The organism is Blastopirellula retiformator, from assembly GCF_007859755.1.
Classification (GTDB): Bacteria; Planctomycetota; Planctomycetia; order Pirellulales; family Pirellulaceae; genus Blastopirellula; species Blastopirellula retiformator.
The window spans coordinates 529,828-555,621 of sequence record NZ_SJPF01000004.1; the positions used below are offsets into that span (position 1 = coordinate 529,828).

The following is a 25,794-nucleotide window of genomic DNA, read 5'->3' on the forward strand; positions in this document are numbered from 1 at the left end:
AGCATGTTCCTAGGCCTTGCCGACCATGTCGGTAAGCTTGGTCTCTGCAGCATTCGTACGGCGAGAGCCATCCGGCGACTCTTCCCGTTTGCGCGGCTTGAAAAAGTAAGCCCGCATGTAAAACATCGTGGCGATTCCGATAATCACCAACAAACAACCCCAGTAGCGAAGCGCCGAACCAGGATCGTGATTGACGGTAAAGACCGATGCGTAAATTTCTTCATCGTTCCGCTCGGTCAGCGCGAACTGGGCGTATTGCGGCGAACCGGGCTTGAATGGTCCCTGGAAGCTTTCCTGGAAGACCAGCAGATCGCGGCGATAGGTTGGCTCGCGGAACGCGTCGGGGGCGTTCATCGTGATCCAAACGTTCTCTTTGATGACGGCCGCTTGCGTCCACATCAGCTTGCCGTTGACCAGCGCGGCGCCGCGGGGCGCTTTGACCATGTCGGTCGCCACGTCTTCATCTTCGCCGGTACCATCCAGCTTGATGCGGCGGACGCGAGTCAGCACTTCGTGCGGCTGATTGCGGTCAAACGTTGGATCGCTCAGATGCTTGCGCGAGGTCGGATCGCTTAGATTCGGCTGGATGTCGGTCCAGTAGAGATAGTCGTCCGAGATCGCCAAGGAGTTCGGCATCCCTTTGCCGGCCGAGCCGAGGAAGGGCGCCTTGTTCAGGACTTTGCCGTCGACGGTCGCCCCGCGAATGACGTTCTTCGCTTTGTCGGTCCAGTAGATGTTGCCGGTTTCGGGGTCGACCACGACGTCGGTCGCCCGGCCATCGGGGATCGAAATAAAATCAGGCGTCAGTTCCGAGCCGTCGAGGTGCATTCGGCCGACGTAACCCGACGCGTCATTGGTGTAGTAAATCCAGTTCCGCTGATTATCGACGGCGATCCCGCTGGGACGACCGGCGAAGGTCATCAAGTTAGCCGGCGCCGAACCATCGAGATTGGCGGTGCGGATCACTCCTTCATCGCCAGAGCGTCCTTTCCGCCAGTCGGTCCAATAGATTTTGCCGCCGGTGACGTCGCAGGCCAATTGCTGCGGATTGTTGAGACCGAACGGGATGATCTTGCCGGCTTGCTCCCAATCGCCGGACTCGAGCGCGGCCAGCGGAATGCTCCAGATCGCCGGCGGCGACTTATCGTCGATCCAGTAGACCTGGCCATCGCCGTAAGCGACGTCGCTGGGAGAGCTGCTGTCGATCGTCATCGGGAACTCAAGCCGCTTGGTGCTGCCGCTGGCCGGATCCCAGATCATCAGCCAACGATCACGCACGCGATCGAGGTAGTGGACGTCGCTAGAATAATGCGACGGTTGGGCGGTGCCGGGGTCCAAGCGACGCTCGAACTTCTCTAAGAAGATCCGGAAACCGATGTCGAACGATTGAATCGGCATCACCAGCGTCAGCTTCGTATCGCCCACCTTCATTTCGTGGCGAGTACTCTCGTCGACGTGGCCGCCGCTGGGGTCGCCAAAGTGCGACTGCAACCAGAACTCGTCGGTCTGATCTCCCTTGGTCAAGCGAACCAGCGCCGCCGGCGTCGGCATCTGCATCTTGGGGTTGAATGGCGAACGCACGGCAGTCGCCGCCGGCTTGTCGGCCGGGACGTAGTCGTTGACAAACATCTTCAGCTGAGCGATCGGCATCTTGAAGGCGTCGACCGCTTCCGTTTCACCGCCGTCCAAAGGGAACTCGCCTGCGGCGACCACCTCTTTGCGATTCCAGTAGCGATAGTACAAGCGTTTCGTTTCGCCATCTTCGTCGACGCCTTGCACGACGTCGATCCGCGAACCGCCGGGGCCGCTGGCTTGCAGCAGTTGAGCGGAAGATTTCTCACCATGATCAAACCAGTACGAGCCATAGACGTCGGCGTCGTACGCCTGGGCGTTGAAGTTGGGCATGTCGGCCAGCAAGACCAGCTCGTCAACCGGTTGGCCCTCTTTGGTCAGTTCGATGCGAACGGCCGGGTTTTGCGGCACTTCACTTTGTTCACCATCGCCCCACTGAATGCCCCCTTTCGGCTTGCGGGTCGGCGCGGCGTTGGGCATGTAGGAGACAACTTCGTACGAGTAGGGCGTTCCTTCGAGCGGCTGCGGATCTTTGTCGAGCGACTCGGCGACGTCGATGTCAAACCGCTTGCCGTCGGCGTGCAAAACCGCTTGTCCTTGCTCGCCGATCTTGCCTTTCGGTCCCCCCTCCAGAAAGGCGACCGTCGCCGCACGATTCGGCGCGATCGCCATCGTGAACGCCCCGGCGCCCATCGGTTGTCGATCGCCAACGCCATAACGATATTTCGTATCGCCAGCGACGTCGTGGACGCCCAGCTTGACCGGCACCCACTGCATATCGCCGGCGACCATCTTGCCATCGGCGCCCATCTTGCGACCCGCCGGCATGCTTAGCCGCAGGTCGACCGACGGGATTCCTTCTTCCCAGCGGCTGTCGCCGTAGTAGTCAAGCACTTCCAGCTTGATGTCGCCCGAGTTGTAGACGACGTCTTCCTTGTCGTTTCGCCCGGCAAGATAGAACAGGGGCGAAAAGAGCCCAGCCACCTCGGGCTTGGCGACTTCGATGTTCTGGAAACCTTCGTTGTAGTCGTCCCAACTGAACGGCCCCGGCTTGAACGGGATATCGACCTCGGTGATCTCGGCCGGCTCGAGCGGCGAACCAGTTTCTTTTTCGATCCGCAGGTTGAATCGATACTGGTCAGGCTCAAACGCCCGAATGTCGGAGATGTTGTTTTCCCAGACGCTGACCTGCGAATCGATCCGCCAAACGCGACTGACGACGCCGCTGAACAGCAGCACCAGCAGACCGATATGCGTGATGACGAACCCAGTCTGATGCCGTTTCCAGGGGAACCGAATCGAGGCTGCGCAGAAGATGTTGACCGCCAGCAGCAGATAGATCAGCGAGAACCACCACGACTGGTAAACGTAAAACTGCACGACGTTGGTGTTGAACGCCGCTTCGACCGCGGTGGCGATTCCCAGCGTCAGCGCCATCCCAAATAACAGGATCACCGCCAACTGCAGCGAGGCGGCGATTTCGTACAGACGCAACACGCCCCAGACGAAGAGATTTTGGTCGGCGGAAGCCAGTTTCGGTCGAGCCATGCGGTTAAAGTCGCCAGCAGGGGGTTGAGTCAGGCTAGTTCCAGGCGTTGTGCGGCGGGACCAGACGTCGCAGCGGCCGCTGGCGACGCATGGCGGTCAAAACGCCATCAGATTGGGCGCCAAGAGAGGGAGACTCCCTCAGCACGCGGAGTAATTGGTCCGCAACTAGTAGATTATAGCGCGGCGAGGGGGAAAAGATACCGCACGCGCCGGCGACCTAACCGATAAAGTCGTGCGGTTGTAACGATTGCAGCAACCGCCGCTTACGAAAAAAGCCGCGAGCAGGCTCGCGGCTTTGTAAGTTGGTTTGCGGGGAGTCGCGGCAACCGCCGAACTAGACCCCCATCAAGCTGATGATACCGTCCATGATCGAGCTGTTGATCGCGTACGGTTCGTCAAACGACCACATGTTGCGAATCAAATCGGTCACCATCAGGCCCGCCACCAGGACCAGCGCGGCGGTGGCCGCCAGGCTGATGATATTCAGGACGCTGTAGGGGGCTTCGACCGGAGCCGCCGCAGCCGGTGCGCCCGGCGTGGCCATTTCCATCGATCCGCCATCGTCGACCACTTCCAGGCCATCGTCCGCTGCGGCGAAATCGCCGTCGTCGATACCGCTGCCAAACAGGGCCGATTCCGAACCGATCGAGTCCGAATCGAGCGCGATCACCTGCGATCCGCTGTCATCGTCATCCAGCTCCCCTTCAACCGGGGTCAGCAGGAAGTCGTCTTCACCGGCGCCCTTGGCCGAAATGCCGGAAGCGGCCGGATCTGGATCGACTTCGACGCCCGAGTCGCCGGCCAGCTCGAAGGCGTCGACCTTCGAGCCCGACAAGTCGAGCGGCTCCATGCCGATGTCGATGCCGCTGTCGGCCGGATCGACCAGGCTGACGCCGCTATCGCCGGCGTCCAGGGTCAGTTCGCCGCTATCAAGATCGTCGATCGCCGAGATGGCGCTTTCGCCCAGGTCGAGATCATCTTCGCCCAACGCCAGGCTGACGCCCGAGCCGGTCCCTTCGGGATCCCGACTCTCGGTGCCGATGCCGACGTCTTCTTTGTCTTCGCTACCCATCGGGGCCAACAGCAGCTCGTCATCTTCATCTTCGGCGTCAACCGGAGCGTTGATCGATGAGCTGTTGAGCACGTCCGAACCTTCCAGATCGAGGTTCAGATTGCTGTTCGTGTCAGAAGCGGGATCAATGGCGCTGGAGCCTTCGCCAAAGCCGAGCTCGATATCGCTATCCGCCAGCTTCAGGTCACTACCGCCGGCCGAGAGTTCGTCGCCGATGATGATGCCCGACTCGCCGCCACCTTGGTCTTCGACCAGCAGCGAATCGATTTCGCCCGACGAACCGTCATCGCCACCCAGGGCCAATTCAAATTCACTGTCGTCGTCCGAATCGCTGGGAGCTTCGATCAGCTCTTCGCCGCTATCGCCATGATTCGATACGCCGCCGGAAGCGAGCTCGGCCTTGATCCGCTCGATCTCGGTTTCTTTGAATTTCCAGCTCGCCCCATCGCGATACCCGTGGATCTCGTTGCGTGATCGCATTTCGACCAGCTGCTCTTCCGAGAGACCCAGGATTTGAGCTGCTTCGCTGAGGGGGATCAATTTGGCCATGCCAGGCTCCGGTTTATCAAAATCGTAAGTGCCCGGCTGCCAAAGCAATTTTGCTTAGGGTCGGCCGAGCGATGCTTTAATTTCGCTTGGACTTGGATTGGTGCTGTTGTGCGCTTCCAGCAACAAATCCCAGTGTAGATTGCGTACGCTGCGGAGAGAAATCTTTCCGGTCGTCCCATCCACATGGTAGACGCCCATCACTCTCGTTTGCGGATCAATCAGCACAACCTGCTGCATTCCCGCCACCGTATTGGTGGAATGGGAAATAAGCGAACCGCTTGGCATCGCCGCATACGGAGTTTGCGCCTGGGCCGGAGTCGGAGGACTATCCAGCCAAGCGAAGACAGAGACGAGGCAAACGACAAGGGATAAGCCCAACACCGCACTACGCATAAACCACCTACTCTTCGTGGATTGCGGAATCGGACATCCTCTATTCTAGAAGCCCGTTTCCTTGATGCAACTCTTTTCGTCCCCAAACGTTAGCGGCCAGCCACACCTTCTCTTGGCGAGCGGCCCGGAGCAACCAGCGGGAGAAGTGAGAAGAAGGCCCTAAGCACTTAACATACAAATACTTACGACCGACGCACCTTCCCCCTATCGCCTCATTTTCTCCTGAGACTCGGGCATCGTACCGGTAGCACGGAAAAACAGGCAATGTCAATCCAGCGCAGGAGAAGGGCAAAAGCGGGGATGCGCTTCGGGAGGGCAAGAAACAAAAGAAGTTCGGTGGAGCCAAGCGGGCTCCAGCCGAACTTTCATTCCCCCCCGGGATTTATTTAGGCAACGCGTCGGCTAAGGATTGATGTAACTCAATTCAGCGTAGCGGTTTGCGTTAGAGCGGCGTCGTTTGCGACAAAGGAAGTTATCGGCAAGCAGTCTCGCCGACATTCACGTTCTTTTCCACAAAACCGGCAAAAGTTGCTGAATTCGTCCCCCACCTTTTTGCTAGCAATCAAGAACCAGCTCGCATTGACGCCGCTTCGCGGGTTTCCTACTCATTGCGCCAACAAATCCTCAAACCCATGCCGCGGTTGTTCCGATTATGACGATTGTGCGGACGTACTATTTCGTTCCGCCAACTCGCGCCGCGTAGGAAGGACAGAAATCGGTGACTGCACGAAACACCTCGAAGTTCTGGTACAACATCAGCGGAAAACTTGGCTGGCCGGTTGCGCTGGGCCTGGCCGCCACGGTCGGCTTCTACGCCCTGATCAATCAAGGCGTTATCAATAATCCCCTGGTCGTCCGCTACTTTGCCGGGCACCCGGTCGAATACATCGAAACGGCGATGTTCTTCGTCGGTCTCGCCGCGATCCTGCTGAAATTGCAGGAAGTGGGTCGCGAGCTGGCGACCATCGGCAAGATCGAACTCCCCGCCGCTCCCCGCGACGGACAGATGATTGAAGAAGCCGCCGGCTTGCTCGACCAGCTAGATGACTATCCGCAGCGTCTGCAGCGACATTCCCTCTGGCGGCGTCTCTTCCAAGGGATTGAGCACGTGCACGTCAGCGGTAACGCCGCCACGCTGCAGGAAGAGCTGAAATACTTCGCCGATCAAGACGCCGAACGGGCGTACCAAAGCTACTCGCTGGTCCGGATCGTAATCTGGGCGACGCCGATGCTTGGCTTCTTGGGTACCGTTATCGGTATCACGCTCGCGCTCGGTAACCTGTCGCCAGAGGCGCTGGTCAACGAACCGAAAGCGGCGATGGAAAGCCTGTTGGCTGGCTTGAGCGTCGCGTTTGATACGACGGCGCTCGCTTTGTCGCTGTCGATCTTCCTGATGTTCGCCCAGTTCGTTTGCGATCGCGTCGAGAACGAACTGCTGTCCGTCGTCGACGCCGCCGCCTCGGCCCAACTCAGCGGCCGCTTCCAACAAGCGGGCGGCAGTCGTGACCCCAGCATCGCCGCAATTCAGCGGATGGCCGAACGGATGATGCAAGCGACCGAACAACTGGTCGAACGCCAAACGCAACTTTGGCGAAACACGATCGACGGTGCCCATCACCACTGGGAAGAAATCGTCGGCGGCAGCAAGCGGCAGTTGGAAGAGTCGCTAACCGCGGCCTTGTCGGGTTCGCTAGAACGCCACGCGATCGCGCTGGCCAACGCCGAACAGCAAGTGATTCGCGACATCCGCGTCGACTGGCAAGAGTTCCAATCGGCTCTGGAATCAAACGCCCGCTTGATGCGCGACCAACAGAATCAACTGTCGCAACAAGGGGAAGTAATGCTGCGGGCGGTCGAAGCGGTGGGAGAAATCGCTTCGCTCGAACAAACCCTCAGCCGCAACCTCGATCAGTTGGCAGGCGCCGGTCACTTTGAAGAGACCGTCCTCAGCCTCGCCGCGACGATCAATCTGCTTAACAATCGGATGGGCGACTCGGGCAGTCGTCGCATCGATCTCGAGAAGAAGCCCTCGCAAGGTCACGCGGCATGAGTCGAGCCCACGCACGACGCAATAGCTTAGAAATCTCGCTCTTTCCGTTCCTGGCGGTCCTGATCTGCACAGTCGGCGCCCTGATTGTGTTGTTGGTCGTGTTGGTGCAACAAGCGCGAGCTTCGGCCGATAGCGCCCCCGCCCAAGTCGAGGTTTCGGCGGAGCCGGAAGCGACGCCGCCCCCGGCTGCGCCTTCCATTCCGCTGGCCGAACTGGAAGACCTGCGTCGTTTGCGTACCGAGCAGCGCGAACAGCTGGACGAAGAACGGCTACAGCTAGGCGGTATTGAAGATCACATTCGCCGCCTGACGACCGAAATTCGCCGGCTCGACGATCAAGTCAAACTGCTTCAGCAGCAGCGCGACGCTAAGATGTCGGATCAAGCCGAGATCGATCGGCAATTGGACGAAGTCCGCCGCCAAATGGCCGAAGCGCAGCAGAAGCTCGACGAAGAGCGTGAAAAGGCGGCAAAGAAGAAGCCGTCCTACGCGTTGATTCCTTACGATGGTCCCAACGGCACGCGGCGCCAGCCGATCTATGTCGAATGCATGGGAGATCGCGTGGTTCTGCAGCCGGAAGGAATTGAACTGTACGGCGCCGACTTTCGCCCGCCGCTTGGCGCCGGCAATCCGCTCGACGCCGCCTTGCGTGCGGTCCGCGAATACCGGATGAAGCAAAATCCGAATTCGCCCGATCCTTATCCGCTGTTGGTCGTGCGTCCCGACGGCGCCGAATCGTACGCCGCCGCGCGAGACGCGATGCTCTCGTGGGACGCCGAGTTTGGCTACGAACTGGTCGATGACGAGCTGGAACTACAATACCCGCCATCCGATCCGTTTCTCGCCCAGATGTTGATGCGAACGGTCGAAGTCGCGCGCCGCCGCAAACTGGCGGTGATGCGGGCCGCCCCACGAGAATATGGTCGCGTTGAAGATACCGGTTTGTTGTCCGCAACCAGCCGCGGCGGCTTCACCCCCAGCGGCGGCGGCAATGCCGATGATGGCTCGCCGTTTGGCAAGAATGGTTTCTTGGAGCAAGGCGCTCCGCTCGGCGGTCAGCCGGGCGCCGGTTCGCGCCGCATGGCAGGCCCCAATGGCGAAGCGACGTTTGATCGCTCGCAAGGGACGCCTGGCGGCTCGCAACAATTTGATCGCGCCTCCAGCGGCGGCCAAGGAACCATGGCGGCGTCGCTCCCCGGCGGTTACCAGACCGAAGCCCAGCGCAACGCCCAAGGGCCGCAGCTTTCGAGCGCGAGCGGACAAAACGCGATGTCGCTGCCGGCCGGATCGACCGATGGCGGGCAGGGGAACCCCAACGGCGACAGCACCAAGTCGGGCGGCTATGGATCGCCCCAAGGTCAATCGACCGCCAGCCAAGCAGGCGGAAGTCCCAGTAGCGGCGGCAGCGCTCCGATGGCGCCGCAATCGCTGGCGCAAACCCGTGGTCGCAACTGGGCGCTACCGGGTCAGTCGGCTCGGGCGACCGGGATCACGCGTCCGATCCATGTCGTCGTAACGGCCGACAAGATCGTGCTGGTTCCTGAAAAGGGAAGCAACAAGCGGCCCCAGGTCGTGCCGCTGCAAACCGACGTCCGTGGTGGGATCGACGAGTTCGTCTCCCAAGTCTGGACGCGGATCGAAGACTGGGGAATCGCCGGTCGCGGCATCTACTGGAAACCGACCTTGAAGGTCGACGTTCAGCCAGGCGCCGACCGAAACTTTGCCGAACTGTCAGCCCTGCTCAACGGCAGCGGCCTGGAGGTAGCACGCAACCAATGAGACGTCCCGTTCGACCACGCGATTCATCCGAACCGTCGCTCGACTCGTTCCTCGACGTCGTGACCAACCTGGTAGGCATTTTGATCATCCTGATCATGGTCATCAGCATCACGGCGCAAGAGGCGGTGACCGACGCCAAGGCGGCGCCGGCGCCATCGCCCGCTTCGCCGAGCATGCCTATCGAGTCGGTCATCGAGCCGGAAGAAGAAACCGGTTCGCTCGAAGAGGCGCTCGCCCTGAAGGCGGAGCTTGACCAGATCACGCACCAGCGAACCGCCGTCCGCGCCGAACTCGAACAAAAGTTCGAGGACCGCAACAAGCTGCAGTTCGTCCTGACCGCCGCCAACACGGCGATCGACCAGCGCCGCGAAGAACTGGGCGCGACGCAACAAGATGATTTCAATCGCAATCGAGAGCTGCTCGCCGAAAAGGCGAAGCTCAACGAGGTCTACACGACGCTTGAGAGCCTGGAAAACTTCCAGCCCGAATCGGTCGTGCTGAAACACTATCCGACGCCGATGGCGAAAACCGTGTTCGGTCGTGAAGAGCACTTCCGTCTACTGAACGGGAAGATCGCCTTTGTGCCGCTCAACTCGCTGGTCGAACAACTGAAGACTGACGCCGAACACAACGCAATGCAGCTTCGCGAGACCGACTCGGTCACGCGCACCGTCGGTCCGATCAGCGGCTTCTATTGCCGCTACACGCTGAATCGCAACGCCTACACCGTCGACACCAAAATGGGCGCCGCCCGCCGCGAAGTGGTCGAGCTGGACCACTTTGTGCTGGTTCCCGTTTCCGAACAACTGGGCGAACCGTTTGAACAAGCGATGAAGCCGAACTCCGACTTCATGCAGCGTCTGGCCGCTTGCGATCCGCAGCGCACCACCATCACCTTGTGGGCCTATCCCGACAGCTTTGAAGAGTTCCGCCAGCTGAAGCTGATGCTGGTCGAACGCGGCTTTGCGACCGCCGGTCGTCCGCTGCCGGCCGACTATCCGATTGGGGGCTCGCCCCAAGGTTCTCGCTCTTCGGCGGAATAGCCGCCGCAGAAGCAATTAAGGATTAACAACCCTTAATAATGTTTTTACGGAGCCCGAATTGACGATTCACGGGACCACGTATACCGTTACGGAAGTCCAACTGATTCGCAACTTTCGGGATGCTCCGCCATGGATAAGCCAGCTGATAACATCTTTTCGCATGCTGTCGCCCGCCTGGATAAGGCCTTCCAGCACGCCGACATCGACCAGGAGGCGGTCGAGCGTTTAAAGCACCCGAAGCAGGTGTTGGAAGTGACCATCCCGGTGCGAATGGATGATGGGACGCTCCGCATCTTTACTGGCTATCGCGTCCGCCACGACGCCACCCGCGGCCCGACCAAGGGAGGCATTCGTTTTCACCCCAATGTCGACCTGGCCGAGGTCAAAGCGCTCGCCTTTTGGATGACCTTCAAGTGTGCGGTCGCCAATCTTCCGTACGGAGGAGGGAAGGGGGGCGTCATCGTCGATCCGAAGGAACTGTCTCGGCTAGAGCTGGAGCGGCTCTCGCGCGGCTACATCGAACGGCTCGCCGACTTTATCGGTCCCGAAGTCGACGTTCCCGCCCCTGACGTCTACACCAATGCAATGATCATGGGCTGGATGATGGACGAATACTCCAAGATCCGTCGCCAGCACACGCCGGCCGTGATCACCGGCAAACCGATTCCGCTCGGCGGCAGTCTAGGACGCGACGACGCCACCGGTCGCGGCGCCTACTACTGCATCAAAGAGCTCGAATCGAAACAGGGCTGGAATCCCGAAGACAAAACCGTCGCCGTGCAAGGTTTTGGCAACGCCGGCCAGGCGGTCGCCAAGTTGCTGCACGCTGACGGCTACAACATCGTTGCGGTCAGCGATTCGCGCGGCGGGATCTACAAAAAGAGTGGGTTCGACATTCCGAGCCTGGCCCATGTCAAGAACGAATCGCGCCGCCTGCAAGCGGTCTACTGCGAAGGCTCGCTTTGCGAAACGATCGAAGCGGACGCCATCAGCAATGAGGAACTACTGGAACTCGATGTCGATATCTTGATTCCAGCTGCCCTCGAAGATCAAATCACGGGCGAAAACGCTCCGCGAATTCAAGCCGAAGTGATCGTCGAAGCGGCCAACGGCCCCTTAACGGGCGAAGCGGATGAGATCCTCAATGAAAAGGGAGTGCTGGTCGTTCCCGACATCCTGGCCAACGCCGGCGGCGTGACGGTCAGCTATTTTGAGTGGACGCAAAACCGGGCCGGCTACTACTGGCCGCTCGAACTGGTGCAGCAGCGTCTGCACGAAACGATGGCCCGCGAGTTCAACATGGTCTACAACCTAGCCCAGCAAAAGAAGATCGACATGCGAACCGCCGCCTACGTAGTGGGGCTCAACCGGATTGGGGAAGCGATCGCCTCGCAAGGTACGGCCCGGTACTTCACCGCGCAAGAGGACTAGCCGGGCGGGCCAGCAGATTTCGTTGACAAAGCGCACGGATTTGTGTTCGAGTACGTCTGCCGGAAAATTGCCACCGCCAAGTGGCGATTTTTCCGCCCCGGCGGTGAATCTCCGCCGAGTGAAATGATCTTTGGAAATTTGGGGGGACTTATAGACACGCCGGGAAAATGCGCCCGCTGCGGCAAACGCCGGGATCTCACCGCCGAAAAAAAAGAAACGTCGAGTCCACCCGCGCTCAAGAAAAATAGAATCGTCCAGTCCAGTCGGCTACACAGATTGCCTAAGCTGCCAACCGAAGGCAAACGAGAGCTCCCCCACGAAAAAAAGGAGCCGAGCAGTCCACTCCTCGCGCTCGAAAAAACGAAATCGTCCGGTCCAGTCGGTCCACTCGGCGGGCGGTCGACTCCTCGGGCGTTCGCTGTTCACCAATCTGCTAGCAAACTGTCTGCGGCAGCTATTGCGTCAAACTTAAGCTTTTCCTACCATCCGCGCCCGGAAACATCGTTTTTCAGCGCGCGGTGAAGGTCAGGTGATGAAGTTTCGAAGCGAAAACCACGCATTTGCCTACGGCATGCTCCTCTTGGTCGCGACCAGCATTGGTTGCGTGCCGGGGTTGTACACGCATAGCTCAGGCGACACTTCTTTGACCAACATTATGTCAGGTCCGCCTGCCGGTTCGCGCCGTAAACGGCACGTGCTGGAAGGGGAAGAAGAAGTGGTCGCCTCGGCGTCTCGCGATGCGGAGGAAATCTCGGCTCAGCACGAAGCGCTGCCCCCGGACTTTTTGGCCCGCGTGCAAGCGCTCACCTTGCCAGAGTCGGAAAAGTCCGCGATTCGCCGGCAGTTTAACGGCAGTTCGCCGAAAGAGTTGGAGCGGGTGCTCGGCATCCTCGAATCGCAGTTCTCTCCCGCCAAGCCGGTCGAAGAGAAGCAGGAAACCGAGCAGCCGCAAATCGCCGCCAGGCCAGCGCCGACTCCGCAACAATCGGCCGCGTCAAATGACCAATTGGCGGCGCTGCTAGAACAAATGAAACAGCGCGTCGGTCAGGCCCACGGCGACGTACCGCAGCGATTGCCTACCGCCGCAGGCACCTCGGCCGGCAATATGCCGACGGCTGAGCAAGTGGCCGAGTACGCCCGCACCAACAACCCGAATTTCACGCAGTACGAATTCACCCGCCGCGACCAACCGGTTCGCTCGGCGGCGGCGGCCCCCGCTTATCCGGTTCGACAGGTCTCGCATTCGGAACCGCTGCCAACTGCCGACGAAGCGATGCTGCAAGGCGCCCATCCCGATCAAATGATCGATCAGCGGGCCGGCATCGTCAGCAACGTGCCGCCAACCTCGATTCCGCCGACCGCCAGTCAAGCGAAGTCGAACCTGCCCAAGTCGGCGTCTGGCAAGGTGCAACCCCTTTCGCCCGACGAACTGACTGTGATGGAAGCGATTTGGAACCGCGGCCACGTCTCGCTCGAAGACATCTACAACCAACTCAACCAACATGCGATGCCGGCCGCTTCCGCCGATTCGGCCGACGGCGGTCGTTCGAGCGATCGCCCCGCCGCGCCGCCGACGCTGACCTACGACGAACTGCAATCGCTGATCTTCGACCTGGAAGATGCCGGCTGGGTCGCCCATCGCCGTGACGACAAGCGAATCCTCTATTGGTCGGAGCGAGACCGACCGGCTGGGACTTCGCAAGACTGGGACGGCGCCCTACGCAATGCGATCGCCGCCATGGAACAATCGCTGCGGGGCTCGCAGTTGAGCGCCGCCGAGCGCCAAACGAAAGAGATCCACCTGCGGATGCTCTACCTGATCGCCGAGCGCAAAGGGGAAGCGATGCAGAAGATCGAGGCGCTGCCGCCCGCCGAACAAGAGTTCTGGTCGAACCTGCTGTTCGCCGCCAGCGACTTCGCCCACAACGAAGAGATCCCGGTTGATCGCCGCAGTCTGCTCGCGCTCCGTTCGCTTCAGCAGGCGACCGCCAATCTGAGCGAGCTTTGCCCGCTCGATCTGCGGAACGTCACCTTCGTCCGCAACGTGAAAGGTTTTGGCGACTTCACCCCGTTTGAAAAGACGACGTTCACCGCCGGCGAAGAGCTGCTGGTTTACCTGGAGATCGAAAACCTGACCAGCAAAGAAGTCGACGGCCAGTTTGAGTCGACCTGGGGCGCTAGTTACGAGATCTTCAACGATACCGGTCGCCGCATCGACGTGCGGACTTTCCCCGAGTACAAAGATCGTTGCGCCAATCGTCGCCGCGACTTGTCGTTCACGTATCGGCTATATCTGCCCGAGAGCATTCCGCCCGGCCGTTATCGCTTGGAACTGACGGTCCGCGACAAAGAGACCGACAAGTTCGGCCAGGCGTCGCTCGACTTCGAGATCCAGGCCCAATAGAAGGGACGCATGACGACCGCTCCGTACGACGTACTGATCCTTGGCGCCGGCGGAGTCGGCAGTTCGGCTCTCTATCAGTTGGCCCAGCGGGGCGTCCGCGTGGCGGCGATCGATCGCTTTCAGCCGCCGCACATCCATGGCAGCTCGCACGGCGAAACCCGGATCATTCGCCAGGCCTACTTCGAGCATCCCAGCTATGTGCCGCTTCTGCAGCGCAGTTACGAGTTGTGGCGAGAACTAGAAGCGGCCTCCGATCGCTCGCTCTACCATGAGACTGGCCTTCTCGAAATCGGCCCTGCCGATGGCGTCGTCTTGCCAGGCGTGGTGCGCGCCGCCGAGCAATTCCAGCTGGAGATTGACCGCCTGACTCCGGCCGAAGCGGCGGGGCAGTTTCCGCAGTTCGTCTTTCCGGTCGATCACTGGATTGTCTTCGAACGTCGCGCCGGCTATTTGCTGGTCGAGGACTGCGTCTCCACGTTTCTCGACCTGGCGCAACAGCATGGCGCCGATCTGATCGCCGACACCGAGGTCTTCGCTTGGCGTCGCGACGGCAATGGATTTTGCGTCTCGACTTCTCGCGGCGAGTACCGTACGGCCAAGCTGATTTTGGCAGGCGGCGCCGGCGCGACGCAGCTTTGCGCGGAGCTAAAGGTTCCGCTCCGAATCCTGCGCAAGCATCTGCACTGGTACGCGATTGACGACGCACGACTACGTGAGAGCGACGGTTGCCCTTGCTACTTCTTCGAGTCGGCCGGCTCCTACTTTTATGGCTTTCCCGAGATCGTCGCCGGCGGCGGATTGAAAGGCGCCGAGCATAGCGGCGGGGACGAGCTGAAGTCCCCCTGGGACTACGATCATGCAGCCGACGAAATCGATCAGCAGCGAATCGAAGCGTTTTTTGGACGGTCGATCCCCGGCGTCTCCCGCAAGTCGCTCCGTCATGAGACCTGCCTGTACACGGTGACGCCTGACGAGAACTTTCTGCTCGGTCTCTGGCCCGGCGAAGATCGCGTGGCGGTGGCGGCGGGGCTGTCTGGGCATGGCTTTAAGTTTGCGGCGGTGCTGGGAGAAGCGCTCGCCGATCTGATCGTGACGGGGCAAAGCCTGTTGCCGCTAGAATTTCTGGCGCCGGATCGCTTCGCACGATAATTCCCCGGACAAAAGCGGCTCTATATTCTTCCCCAGATACGCTCGATCGCGACCTATACTTTCGCGCTTGCGTTTGCGCCAAGAATGCGCAATCGCTACTTTCGATTCGATCCGCGTACCTTGTATTGCCTGAACCATGAACGGTCTCCTCGACAACCCGCAAGTCCAGTATTGGCGCAAGACAGTCCTCGAGAAGAAGTGGCTGATCATCGCCCCAATGATCGCCGGCGGACTGTTCGCCATGGTCTTCGCCTTGCTGCAGCCCAAGCTCTGGAGCGCCGCGCAAACGCTGGTCGTCCGTGATGCGGCGATTGGTCAGCTCGACAACCAAGGTCGCTTCAGCACGATCGACGATATGCAGATCGCGCAAGAGACGATCGTCCAGGCGACCCGCAGCACCCCCGTGGTGAAGAAGACGCTGGAAACGGTCGGCCCCACCCGCGCCAGCAGCGACTTCCCCTCGCTCGACGATATTGATACGCTCCGCGATCGCATCGCTATTGCGCCCCCCAATGGCGCCGAGTTCGGCACGACCGAAGTCTTGATTCTGTCGGTCGAAGGAACCAGTCGCGACCGCGCCGCCAAGCTGGCGTCGGTCTTGAGCCAAGAGTTGCAATCGGCCCTGCGGCGGATCCGCAACAGCAAAGCGGCCAGTGTGATCGCGGAACTTCAGCGGGCCGTGGAACTGGCGCAGGGGGACCTGAACGACTCAACCGCCAAGCTGGAAGCGTTCGAGCGAACCGTCGGCAGCGACCTGGGAGAACTCCGCAGCCTGAACGAAACCGCCTCGACCGACGGCAAGCTGCAAGCGACGAATCGTCAGATCACTGACGAGTTGCGCCAAGCCGAGTCGAAACGGGACATGCTCCGTGAGTTGCTGCAACTGCTGGCCGATTCCAAAGACAATCCCAATAAGCTGCTCGCCGCTCCTAATCAACTGCTGTCGGCCCAACCGGCGCTCCAGCGGCTGAAAGACGGCCTGGTCGACGCCCAACTTAACAAGTCAAGACTGCTTGGCCGCATGAACCCCGACCACCCGCAAGTTCGGGCGGCGGTCGCGGCGGAAAAGGAGGTTCGGGAGAACCTGTTGGACGAACTGGCGCACGCGAACATCGCCGTCGACAACGAACTGCGGGTCAACCAGGCGCTGATCGCTTCGCTGACGAAGCAAGAGCAAGAAGTCCTTGGCAAGCTGGGCGGCATCGCCGGCATGCGAGCTCAATACAACAACCTGGCCTCGAACGTGCAGGAACGTCTGCAGAACCTGGCGACCGCGCAAAAGCAACTGAGCGACGCCAAGGCGAACTTGCTGGGCGCCGAATCGACAAGCCTGATCACGCTGGTCGACTCACCGGTGGTTGGCGCCTATCCTGTCGGCCCAGGTCGCAAGCTGATTGTGGCGGCCGGAGTTGCCGGCGGACTGCTCATTGGCGTCGGCCTATTGGTGCTGACTTCGCCTGGTCCGGTGCAATTCGGGCGGCGACTTAGCGACAAGCTGTGGGGGAAACGCGCCAGCGATCATCCCGATGGCCCCGCCGCCATCGTGCAACCTGGCGGCCGCCGCGCAGCCGATCCACCAGCGCCGTCGCCCCAGCCACAAGCGAGTGGGCGCGAACGCCGATCGGGACGGGGACGTCGCGCCAGCGACTATTCGCCGACCGACGGTCCGCCGGAAGGCCAACCCGATCGCCGTGGTGGAGGCGCACCGATTCCGCCGCTGCCCGATACCGGGGCCAGTCCGCCGATGAGCGACAATCCAACTTCGGCGCAATAGCCTGTTAGCTGCCTGTTGAAAAATGCCCTCGTGGCATTTTCCAACCTCGCCAGGCTCAGAGCATCGCTCTTCGCGGCTCGCAAAATAACGACTTACGTCGCTATTTTGGGATCGCATCCCTGCGATCCAGCAGCCCGTTGAGAAAATCAACGGACTGTTAGAGCTGAGCGCCGAACTTGGCGCCAAATAGCCCCGAGGTCAGAAAAGCGACCAAGGCGGCAAAGCTAACCGGCGCCTGCACATGGAACTGCCACAGCGTGGCGACCGAAACGTCGTCGGCAGCCAGATAGAACGCCAAAATCGCCCCAATCGGCGCCGTCAGTACCGCGGTAAGCAACCCATAGGTGACCGCGTTGGTGAGATTAAACTGGGGATCGCCTGTCTTGTCGGGCGTCCGTGCGACCTTGGTGTTCATGAAGTCTTGGCGACTTGCGGTCGCCCCTCGCTAGCAGACGAGATGAGCCACGGTCGATCCATGACCGTTTGTAATACAACGTACGGTCGCAACCTGAGGGCGTTTCACACGCACCGCCAATTTCTTGGAAATTCCCCGTCGGCCCGTTTTCGGCTGCGGCCGATGACGGCAACGCCACTAATACTATTGGCAGATCGCAAGAGAATCGTGCGCACCAAAGATGAAGTTCCAGATTTAGCGGCGATCTGCAGTCGCGTGGCGCGGATCGAGCTCTTCCGAGAAGCCGACGAACAATCGCTCTAGCGCCAATCGCCCACGATCATCGTGAGAGTGCGTCCCTTTCAGCGAGAGGTCAAGCTTCAGCAACTGCTGGAATAATCGCCCGGCCCGGATACTTCCCAGACGCTTCACCCGCTGCTGCGCTTCGTCGAGCGCCTTCGGCCAGTTCGGAAACCCAGCGTCGGCCAGGGCGTTTCGTAGCGACTTCGACTCGCCGTTCCGTTGGGCTCGCTGATAGATTCGGGCCGCCGCCGCATATCGACGCAGCGACCAGGCGATCTGCCCGTACAGCTTTTGCGGCCGCTCTCCCATCGAGAACAGCTTATCCAGGTCTTCCAACACGCTGGCGGTCCGCCCTTCGACCGCCGCGTCGACCAAGTCCCAGATCGCCTTCATCCGCCACCCGCCGACAACGTCGCGGACCAGGTTAGCCGAGACCTTGCCGTTCGGCTCGACATACAGCGATAGTCGCGCCAGATCCTGATCGATCAGTCCCAGTTCTGGACCGATCAGTTCAACCATCATTTCGGCGGCGTCTCGCTCGAGCTTGATCTGGTGCGTCTTCTTCGCCCACTTGATCATCCAGTCGTGCAAGGCCTTGGCGTCGGGGACGCTCCGCTTGCCTGACTTTTTCTCGGGCAGATTGCAGTCGACCTGCAGACCAGTGGCGTCGAGCTTTTTGAACAACTTGGTGCTCTTCGGCCAGTTTTCGACGACCAACACCAGCACACCGCTACGCTTTGGCTTTTCGACGTACTTTTCGAGTTCGGCCCGATAGCGACTGACGAAGTCGTCCGCTCCGTCCAAGATCACCAGCCGGCGACTGCCCCCGCCAAACAGGCTGACCGTGCCGACTTCGTCAATGACATCCCGCCACGCCGCGGTCTTCCCTTCTAGCCGCGCGACCGGCACATCCTCTTCATCACCGCCAACGACCACATGACGGATCTGTCGCAAGGCCAAGCGGGCGAGTATCGCTTCGCGGCCATAGACAACGGCCACGCCCGGCACTTCGCCGGTCGCATCATCGAGATAATCAAAACAGTGAACGGTTTGCGACATGCCGAACAGGGGAACAGCGGCCGAAGAATCAGAACCGCTGTAGCCTACCCGGCAGCTACCGAATTGTCACGGGTAGAGACGCCTGATTGGGGGACGAGGAGACCGGCTTGATCGACCGGATCTTGCCTTGCGGCGTCAGCCCGTCGTTGGCTATCGGCCGGGTAATCTTCGCTTCGTGGCGATTTCCGGCGGCGTCAGTGGCGACCAGTTTCAGATAGATGTCGGCCGGCACATCCGGCGTAATTCGCCAGGCGAAGTGACGATCGTTCGGCAGATTCTCGGCGACCGGCTTCCAGGGCCCATTGGGCGAGCCGGCGTAGTAAATCGAAATCGGATTCTCGCTCAGCGCCCGATCGTCCGCCTCCCATTCGATATCGAGCTGACCAACCCGGGCGCCTTGGCCGTAGACGACGTTGGCGATCTTGGCGTTCGGCGGGGTCTCATCGACGACGATCCAGATATCGGCCAGCGAACCCGCTTGCGGACGCCGCCCGGTCAGGCCGTTGCCCCCTTCGACCACGACGCGAAAGCCATACGTCCCTTCTGATTGGACCTGCACTTCGATCGGGCTGGTCTGGTCCGGGTCAATGCCGCCCGGTTCCCAGCTTCGGCCGCCATCTTTGGTCAGCCAAAGTTCGACCTGGCCAATGCCCGAGGGGCCGACCGCATCGACGCTATAGTTAAGCTCGAACTTCTTGAAGTTGATGTACTCGGGCGTCACGCCAGGGGGCAAGTCGAGATTCACCTCAGGACGTTTCGGCCCAGCCACCGGCGGTTGAACGGCACTGTCGACCGGTTTCGACGCCGCGGGAGGAGTCGGCCCCGCCGAGTATTGCGAGTAGGTGGAATAACGGGAGTTGTTCGCCGCGGCCGGGGTCGACGCCGGTTGGGCCGATGGAGTCGCCATTGGCGTTCCGCTTGGCGGAGTCGCATTGTTGGCGGCGGTCGCCGATGGCGTCGCAGCCGGCGGAGCGCCAGGGACGCGGTTGTCGGCAGGCCAGGGAACCGAGGCCGGTTTCTGCGCGTCACGGCGGCGGAACGGATCTTGCGGACCGCCGGCATTGGGAGCCCCGCGATAGATGTCGCCATCGGGCACGGGACGTTGTGAGTTGACGCTCCCCCATTGCGGACGCGTCGCGACCAGCGGAACGGTCGTCGTCTGCTGAGCGCTGGCGACATTGCCGGCCCGGTCGTGCGCCTCGAAACGAACCAGCATGTATCGCGTGGTCGCATGCGGCGCCCAACGCGTTTCGCCGGCGATGACGTTGTTCTCGTTGTACGCCTTGGTCGCATCGACCGTCACATTGGTGAAGGGAGCGTCCGGCGCCGTTTGATACGACAGGTAAATGTGCTCGGGATCGACCAGGGCGTCGCTGACCATCCAGCGGGCGATGATCTCGCCGCTGGGGAGCGGATTCAGCTCGAGCTTGACCGTCGGCAGTTCGGTATCGACGCGGACCTTTAGTTCCGGCTTCTGCTCACTGACCGACAGCTTGCCGTCGCGCGTCATCGTGCGAACCGAAAACCAATATTCGCCGTCGTTGTTGGTCTGAAAGACAAAGCGGTTGGCGGCGGGAGACTCGGCGCGATACTGCGACCAATTGATCCCTTGATCGTTGGAGACCATCAGGTGAACTTCCACCGGCGGATTCGGTCCGTCTTGCTTCACCTGGAAGGGGATCGCGAACTCACGCTGACGCGTCTCCATCACTTCCAACGCCGACGGACCGGTAGGTCGAGCCTGTTGGGCGAACAGGCCTAGCGGGCAACCAAGTAGCCCGACCAATCCCAGCGACAAATAGCGAATGATGGTAGTCAATGTAAGTAGCTGCCCTGACGACGTCTGCAGAAAGTCAACGACGGTTGTTCGTTACTATCGGACGATTAGGAAATGTCGCTGGAGATAGCAGCCCTGTTTGGTCCCGTTAGCGAACCATGGAAGACTTTGCCGACGGCGCAGAGTTTGTCCGTCCTAGGGGTGCTGCCGGTATTGCCCCCAACTGTCGACTTCTATCGCTAGTCGAATCTCGCCCAGTCGGACGCCGCCCCGCAACCGGCCAGGTTTATCAGACGCGATCACGGCGTCGTCAGCAGGTCCTGCAGTTCGGTATAGACCTCTTCTCTCCCGTCGCGGGTCGACATGTCGTGCATCAGTTGCTGACTTGTGTAGTCGGGCAGCAAGAAGACGTCCCCTCCCTGCATGACGACATTGCCGGTCAGGCTATTGGGCAAGGTTGCGGCGTTTTCGGGATCATTTTCGATCAGCAGCGAATCTCGATTGAGCAACAGATCGGTCGGCTCGATCCAATTGACTCCGGTTCCGTTCTTTTCAACTACCAACAGCACCGAATCGGGATCATCGGCGACATCGCCCCGTGAGACGCCGCCGTCATCGGGAAACAAGGTTTGCTTACCGCGAATCACGACAAACCGCGTGTCATAGTAGCCGCCGCTGCTGGAGTCGTCAAAACTGCGATAGACGCTCGGCATTTCGTAGACCAACTGCATGTTGGTCGGATCGTCCCACGGCAAACTCAGGTTGTACCGAGAGTAAATGTCGGAGTGCCCCAGAAATGGCAACAGCAGCACCCGCCACGAGTGCATCGGCTTCCCCTTGTCGTCGGTCGTGACCGCCGGCGGGAAAGCCCCATAAGTATCGTGATAGGCGTTCATCGCCTCGGCGATACGTTTGAGATTGTCGCGTGAGGCCTCGTTTTGCGTATTGCGGCGGGCTTGGCGGATCGCCGGAACCGCCACGCTGGCGACGCCGCCGCCGCAAATCGCCAAGCAAGCGAGCCCCGCAAACGAAAAGCCCAGGATCATCATGATCGTCGACAGCGGCATCCGGGCCTGATCGGTCTCGGCAGGGCGCCGCCGAGCGCCAGGTTTCACGACCTGCGCGACCGTCGGCCCGGTCGCAGCCAACTGCGGAATCGTAATCGTCTTGGCGCAAATGGCGCACGGGCCTGATTGGCCGGCGTAGCTTTCATCGATTTCCATTTGCGTCCCGCAGTGGGGACAAGTAAACGAGATCGGCATAGGGTAAGCATTCTGCGAGGGGGGCGTCGAACAGCGCCGATTATAGGCGTCCCTGGCGACGATCGCTAACAGTCCGTTGATTTTCTCGACGGACTGCGTGATCGCACGGATGCGATCCCAAAATAACGACGTAAGTCGTTATTTTGCGAGCCGCGAAGAGCTACGCTCTGAGCCTGGCGAGGTTGGAAAATGCCACGATGGCATTTTTCAACAGTCAGCTAACAGTCTGTCAATTTCTGGCTCGGAAGTCTTGCACGATCTGCACGTATTGGGCCGCCAAGTCGGCGATCCGCTGCATATCGCCGGTCGCGACCGCTTGCTTGTCAATCAAAGACCCACCCACGCCCAAAGCACAGGCGCCTGACGCCAGAAAGTCAGCCGCGGTCTGCAAATTGACGCCGCCGGTCGGCATTAGCTGGATGTAGGGCAGGGGACCATGCAGCGCCTTCAGGTACTTCGGCCCAGTAATCTCCGACGGAAAGATCTTCACCACGTCGGCCCCGGCCTGCCAGGCGGTCAGCACCTCGGTGGGCGTCAGCGCTCCAGGCAGGACCGCTTTACTGTAGCGCCGGCACAGCTCGATCGTCTCCAGGTTGATCGCCGGCGAGACGATAAACTCGGCGCCCGCCAATATGGCCAGTCGGGCGGTCTCGGGATCCAAAACTGTCCCGGCGCCCAACACAATCTTCCCCCCCAGCCGGTCGGCGACCGCTTCCAGCACCTGGTGCGCCTTGGGCACGGTGAAGGTCACCTCGATCGCATGAACGCCGCCGGCCAGCAGCGCTTCGGCGATATCGACGACCGCTTCGGGGCGATCTGCCCGCAGAACGGCGACAATTCCGCAATCGGTGATCCGCTGGACGGTGGTCGGTGCTGGCATGGCGGTGCGGTTCCCCCAGAAAGACGTTTGCTGACGCAGCGGAGGACGCCCAGACGACGGTTCCGCCCCATCGATGCGAAAAAAAGGTAAACTCAAGTGAGGCCAACTTTTAGGCAAAGCTTTGTCAAACTGGCCAAACATGAGATAATACCAAAACCAGACGCCGCTCGGGCCGCGCGGTTGTTCTCCTCTCCACCCCGCGCTCGCTTGAAGAAGAATGGACGCAGAAACGTTCTGGAACCTAGGACAGGGAATTGTGCTACTAGTGCTTTCACTCGTAGCACTGATACTAGCGTTCCAAATTATGAGAAGGTTTCGGGATCGCGCCGACGACGACCTGCCAGAGCAAGAAACACTGCTATCAAACTTCCGGGATTTGCATTCACGGGGTGCTCTTAGCGACGAGGAATTCCGAAAGATTAAGACGGACATTTCGACGCAAATCCGTAACGCGGCAACAGATCCAAAAGATGAGCCGCAATCGGAAAAGCCAAAGGATGTCTGACTTTTTTGCGGTTATGTTCCGCACAAACGTAACGATGCATCCGTACATCGAGTTGTTCAAGCCTGGGAGGCTGCTGGGTCGAAATCACAACTTGTCAGCGACAACGCGTGACTTCGAGCCCGGAATGTACGGACGCTTGAGATAGATTTACTAGAGAACGATAGCTCGACTCTCTGCGGACAAGGATGCCCCCCGGGCCCACGGCTTCACCGCCAACGGCCAATCGAGCGACACCTGGGAGTTTGGAACTGAGTCGGCGAACATCGCCCTTTCGCCAATGACGCGACTATACGTCGCGCTCGGTTCAACTTGAGAAGCCGTAAAGGAGTTATGTGAATGCCCGCGGGAAAAGATCTCACTGGTGGACGTCGCAGTTCGACGAATAAAAAGAACGCTTTCTGTTCGTTCTGCCGCAAAAGCTACCGGGAAGTTGGACCGCTGGTCGAAGGGCCCGGTGACGTTTACATCTGCGGAGAATGTATCGATCTCTGCAAGTCGATCCTCGAACAAGAGAATCGCCGTCGCGGCGCCAGCGGCAAACTGTTTAACCACGTTCCCAGCCCACGCGAAATTATGACGTCGCTCGACGAGTACGTCATCGGCCAGGGTAACGCCAAAAAGGTGCTATCGGTCGCCGTCCACAACCACTACAAGCGTCTGATGATGGGCGCCGAAGGCGCGGACGTCGAAATCGAAAAATCGAACATCCTGCTCGCCGGCCCGACCGGCAGCGGCAAAACGCTGCTCGCTCGCACCTTGGCCCGCATCCTCAACGTGCCGTTCGCCATCGGCGACGCCACCACGCTGACCGAAGCCGGCTATGTGGGCGAAGATGTCGAGAACCTGCTGCTGAAACTGCTGCACGCCGCCGACTTTGACGTCGAAGCGGCTCAGCGCGGCGTGCTGTACATCGACGAAATCGACAAGATCGGCAAGACGTCCAACAACGTCTCGATCACCCGCGACGTCTCGGGCGAAGGGGTCCAACAGGCCCTGCTCAAGATGCTCGAAGGAACCGTCGCCAACGTTCCGCCGCAAGGGGGACGCAAGCATCCGGAACAGCAGTATATCCAGATCGACACCAGCAACATCCTCTTCATCTGCGGCGGCACGTTCGTCGGGGTCGAAGACATCGTTCGCAAGCGTCTGGGACGCAAGTCGATCGGGTTCGGTCAACAATCGGGCTACAAGAGCGAAGCCGACTCGGCCGAATGCCTGCGAAACGTCACCAGCGACGACATCCTGGAATTCGGTTTGATTCCGGAACTGGTCGGTCGTCTGCCGGTCGTCTGCTCGCTCGAACCGCTCGACGCCGCCGGCCTGAAGAGCGTGCTAACCGAGCCGAAGAACGCGTTGACCAAGCAGTACGAGCAACTGTTTGAAATGGAAAACGCGTCGCTTGAATTCGCCGATGACGCCCTGGAAGCGATCGCCCAACGTGCCCTGAACAAGGGTACCGGCGCCCGCGGCCTCCGCTCGATTATCGAAGAAGTGATGCTCGACATCATGTTCGATCTGCCGGAACAAGAGCCCGGCAGCTCGTTCTCGATCACTCGAGAAGTTATCGAAGGACGCGACCCACTCTTCAAAATGCCGGAAACGAAGAGCGCGTAATTAAATCCCCTCCGCTAGTTTGACGTAGCAACTTTGACCTCCGCAACTTGATAGCGAACCCAAGCCCCAGCCGACTCTCCACCGGCTGGGGTTTTTTCGTGCGCGCTACGGGAGTTGGCGAACGAATCGTAGCCCGACGCGCGCGTTTTGAAGTTGCGCGATTCAACATTTCCCGAACAACGAAAAAGCGCAACATCAAAACGTGCGAGCGAGGATTCTCTCTATGGGACTCAACGATGTATAGCGTTCTACGCTTTATAGAAGTCGCCGATCAACTGGAAACGATCGGCGCTCATGTAAACGCAATCCTGCCAAGCGCCTATGATGGTCCAGATCGAATCGGCGGGCGGTTTTCAATCTCCCTGTCTAGAGCGTTTTTCTGATAGCTGTAGCGTTTCTGGCGTTGGTGAGGCAAGCTGGTCCAGGCGACCGAAGCAGGCGAATCCTCAAGATTCGTCGATGCAGGTCAACGCCGACCAGCGCGGCCGCAACCAGCCACAACGCTAAAGATTGAAGAAAACCGCTCTAATGACACCCAATCATCTTACCGCCCACCATCACTCCAAGCATCGTGCGCCTGTTCCGCCTTCGCCGCGTACAGAAACTGCAGGTACTGCATCTTGGCCCGGTACGACTGATTGAGCGTTTGCAGCTTTTCCATGCCGCCTAAATACTGCTGGATCAACTCCGGCGAGCGTTCCCCGGCAAGAATTTTCTCAGCGGCGTAGCGTACTTGGTAGAGTTGCCGATCCATCAGGCCGAGCACCTCGGCGAGATCGCTGCGCGAGGCCGCGATGTTTTGATCCTGCGGGAAGGGATCGAGACTGATTAGCTCACGCGTGCGTTGGCTGGTTTGGGAGATCGTATCTACCGCTTGCAGGCCCGATCGTACGACCGCTTCGATATCGTTTTCGGCAGCGATCTTCGGCGCGTCAAACTGCGCGGCGTCGCCCCGGGGCCCTTCCAGGCCGCGAAACAAGGTAAAACCGACATATGCGACAACGCATACTACAACCGGTACTAGAATCCGCATAACAACTCCAAAGCAGCATCTTTAGCCCACCGATGGAAGTATAGAGCACAAAACGCGCAGGGGGTCGGTAAGTTTAACAGTCCGTTGATTTTCTCGACGGACTGCGTGATTGCATGGATGCGATCCCCAAATAGCGACGTAAGTCGTTATTTTGCGAGCCGCGAAGAGCTACGCTCTGAGCCTGGCGAGGTTGGAAAATGCCAC

Annotated in this window: 17 protein-coding genes; 8 read left to right on the top strand and 9 right to left on the bottom strand. The window is 60.1% G+C overall.

The window, feature by feature from the left end:
• Positions 1 to 9: 9 nt before the first annotated feature.
• The 3 genes from Enr8_RS18130 to Enr8_RS18140 all read right to left on the bottom strand — a co-directional run bounded on the left by Enr8_RS18130 (position 10) and on the right by Enr8_RS18140 (position 5,134).
• Positions 10 to 3,120, bottom strand: a complete 3,111-nt coding sequence (locus Enr8_RS18130) for a cytochrome c biogenesis protein ResB (protein WP_146434166.1) — start codon at positions 3,118 to 3,120, stop codon at positions 10 to 12.
• 334 nt (positions 3,121 to 3,454) lie between these two features.
• On the bottom strand, positions 3,455 to 4,741 hold the full coding sequence (locus Enr8_RS18135; protein ID WP_146434168.1) for a helix-turn-helix domain-containing protein: 1,287 nt from the start codon (positions 4,739 to 4,741) through the stop codon (positions 3,455 to 3,457).
• A gap of 54 nt (positions 4,742 to 4,795) precedes the next feature.
• Positions 4,796 to 5,134 carry a hypothetical protein gene (locus tag Enr8_RS18140; RefSeq protein WP_146434170.1) on the bottom strand — a complete coding sequence of 113 codons (339 nt, stop codon included), beginning with the start codon at positions 5,132 to 5,134 and terminating at the stop codon, positions 4,796 to 4,798.
• A 718-nt stretch (positions 5,135 to 5,852) separates the two neighbouring features.
• On the opposite strand from Enr8_RS18140, the gene Enr8_RS18145 reads away from it, so the two are divergent.
• From Enr8_RS18145 to Enr8_RS18175, 7 genes are all read left to right on the top strand, one after another.
• Complete coding sequence (locus Enr8_RS18145) at positions 5,853 to 7,184, top strand: MotA/TolQ/ExbB proton channel family protein (protein ID WP_146434172.1); 1,332 nt, start codon at positions 5,853 to 5,855, stop codon at positions 7,182 to 7,184.
• Complete coding sequence (locus Enr8_RS18150) at positions 7,181 to 8,962, top strand: hypothetical protein (RefSeq protein ID WP_146434174.1); 1,782 nt, start codon at positions 7,181 to 7,183, stop codon at positions 8,960 to 8,962. The genes Enr8_RS18145 and Enr8_RS18150 overlap by 4 nt, the downstream gene beginning before the upstream one ends.
• Entirely contained in the window at positions 8,959 to 10,005 is a 1,047-nt protein-coding gene (locus tag Enr8_RS18155; RefSeq protein WP_146434176.1) for a hypothetical protein, read from the top strand. Before Enr8_RS18150 ends, Enr8_RS18155 begins: the two co-directional genes overlap by 4 nt.
• 129 nt (positions 10,006 to 10,134) lie before the next feature.
• Positions 10,135 to 11,436 (top strand): Glu/Leu/Phe/Val family dehydrogenase, encoded by a 1,302-nt coding sequence (locus tag Enr8_RS18160; RefSeq protein WP_146434178.1) that lies wholly within the window; start codon positions 10,135 to 10,137, stop codon positions 11,434 to 11,436.
• A 532-nt stretch (positions 11,437 to 11,968) separates the two neighbouring features.
• Positions 11,969 to 13,840 (top strand): hypothetical protein, encoded by a 1,872-nt coding sequence (locus Enr8_RS18165; RefSeq protein ID WP_146434180.1) that lies wholly within the window; start codon positions 11,969 to 11,971, stop codon positions 13,838 to 13,840.
• 9 nt (positions 13,841 to 13,849) lie between these two features.
• A complete protein-coding gene (gene solA / locus Enr8_RS18170; RefSeq protein WP_146434182.1) occupies positions 13,850 to 14,989 on the top strand; it encodes an N-methyl-L-tryptophan oxidase in 1,140 nt (379 codons plus the stop codon).
• Between the two features lie 136 nt (positions 14,990 to 15,125).
• Entirely contained in the window at positions 15,126 to 16,763 is a 1,638-nt protein-coding gene (locus Enr8_RS18175) for a GumC family protein (protein ID WP_146434184.1), read from the top strand.
• 157 nt (positions 16,764 to 16,920) lie between these two features.
• On the opposite strand, the gene Enr8_RS18180 is transcribed toward Enr8_RS18175, so the two are convergent.
• The 5 genes from Enr8_RS18180 to Enr8_RS18200 form a co-directional block, all read right to left on the bottom strand.
• On the bottom strand, positions 16,921 to 17,178 hold the full coding sequence (locus Enr8_RS18180; RefSeq protein ID WP_146434186.1) for a hypothetical protein: 258 nt from the start codon (positions 17,176 to 17,178) through the stop codon (positions 16,921 to 16,923).
• Between the two features lie 234 nt (positions 17,179 to 17,412).
• A complete protein-coding gene (gene holA / locus Enr8_RS18185) occupies positions 17,413 to 18,519 on the bottom strand; it encodes a DNA polymerase III subunit delta (RefSeq protein WP_146434188.1) in 1,107 nt (368 codons plus the stop codon).
• Between the two features lie 55 nt (positions 18,520 to 18,574).
• Positions 18,575 to 20,338, bottom strand: a complete 1,764-nt coding sequence (locus tag Enr8_RS18190; protein ID WP_146434190.1) for a YML083C domain-containing protein — start codon at positions 20,336 to 20,338, stop codon at positions 18,575 to 18,577.
• Between the two features lie 257 nt (positions 20,339 to 20,595).
• Entirely contained in the window at positions 20,596 to 21,519 is a 924-nt protein-coding gene (locus Enr8_RS18195) for a DUF1559 family PulG-like putative transporter (RefSeq protein ID WP_222434904.1), read from the bottom strand.
• Positions 21,520 to 21,787: 268 nt separating this feature from the next.
• Complete coding sequence (locus Enr8_RS18200; protein ID WP_146434195.1) at positions 21,788 to 22,438, bottom strand: bifunctional 4-hydroxy-2-oxoglutarate aldolase/2-dehydro-3-deoxy-phosphogluconate aldolase; 651 nt, start codon at positions 22,436 to 22,438, stop codon at positions 21,788 to 21,790.
• 841 nt (positions 22,439 to 23,279) lie between these two features.
• Between Enr8_RS18200 and clpX the strand changes: the two genes are divergently transcribed.
• Positions 23,280 to 24,557 (top strand): ATP-dependent Clp protease ATP-binding subunit ClpX, encoded by a 1,278-nt coding sequence (clpX, locus tag Enr8_RS18205; protein ID WP_146434197.1) that lies wholly within the window; start codon positions 23,280 to 23,282, stop codon positions 24,555 to 24,557.
• 544 nt (positions 24,558 to 25,101) lie between these two features.
• On the opposite strand, the gene Enr8_RS18210 is transcribed toward clpX, so the two are convergent.
• Positions 25,102 to 25,590 carry a hypothetical protein gene (locus Enr8_RS18210; protein ID WP_146434199.1) on the bottom strand — a complete coding sequence of 163 codons (489 nt, stop codon included), beginning with the start codon at positions 25,588 to 25,590 and terminating at the stop codon, positions 25,102 to 25,104.
• Between the last annotated feature and the right edge of the window lie 204 nt (positions 25,591 to 25,794).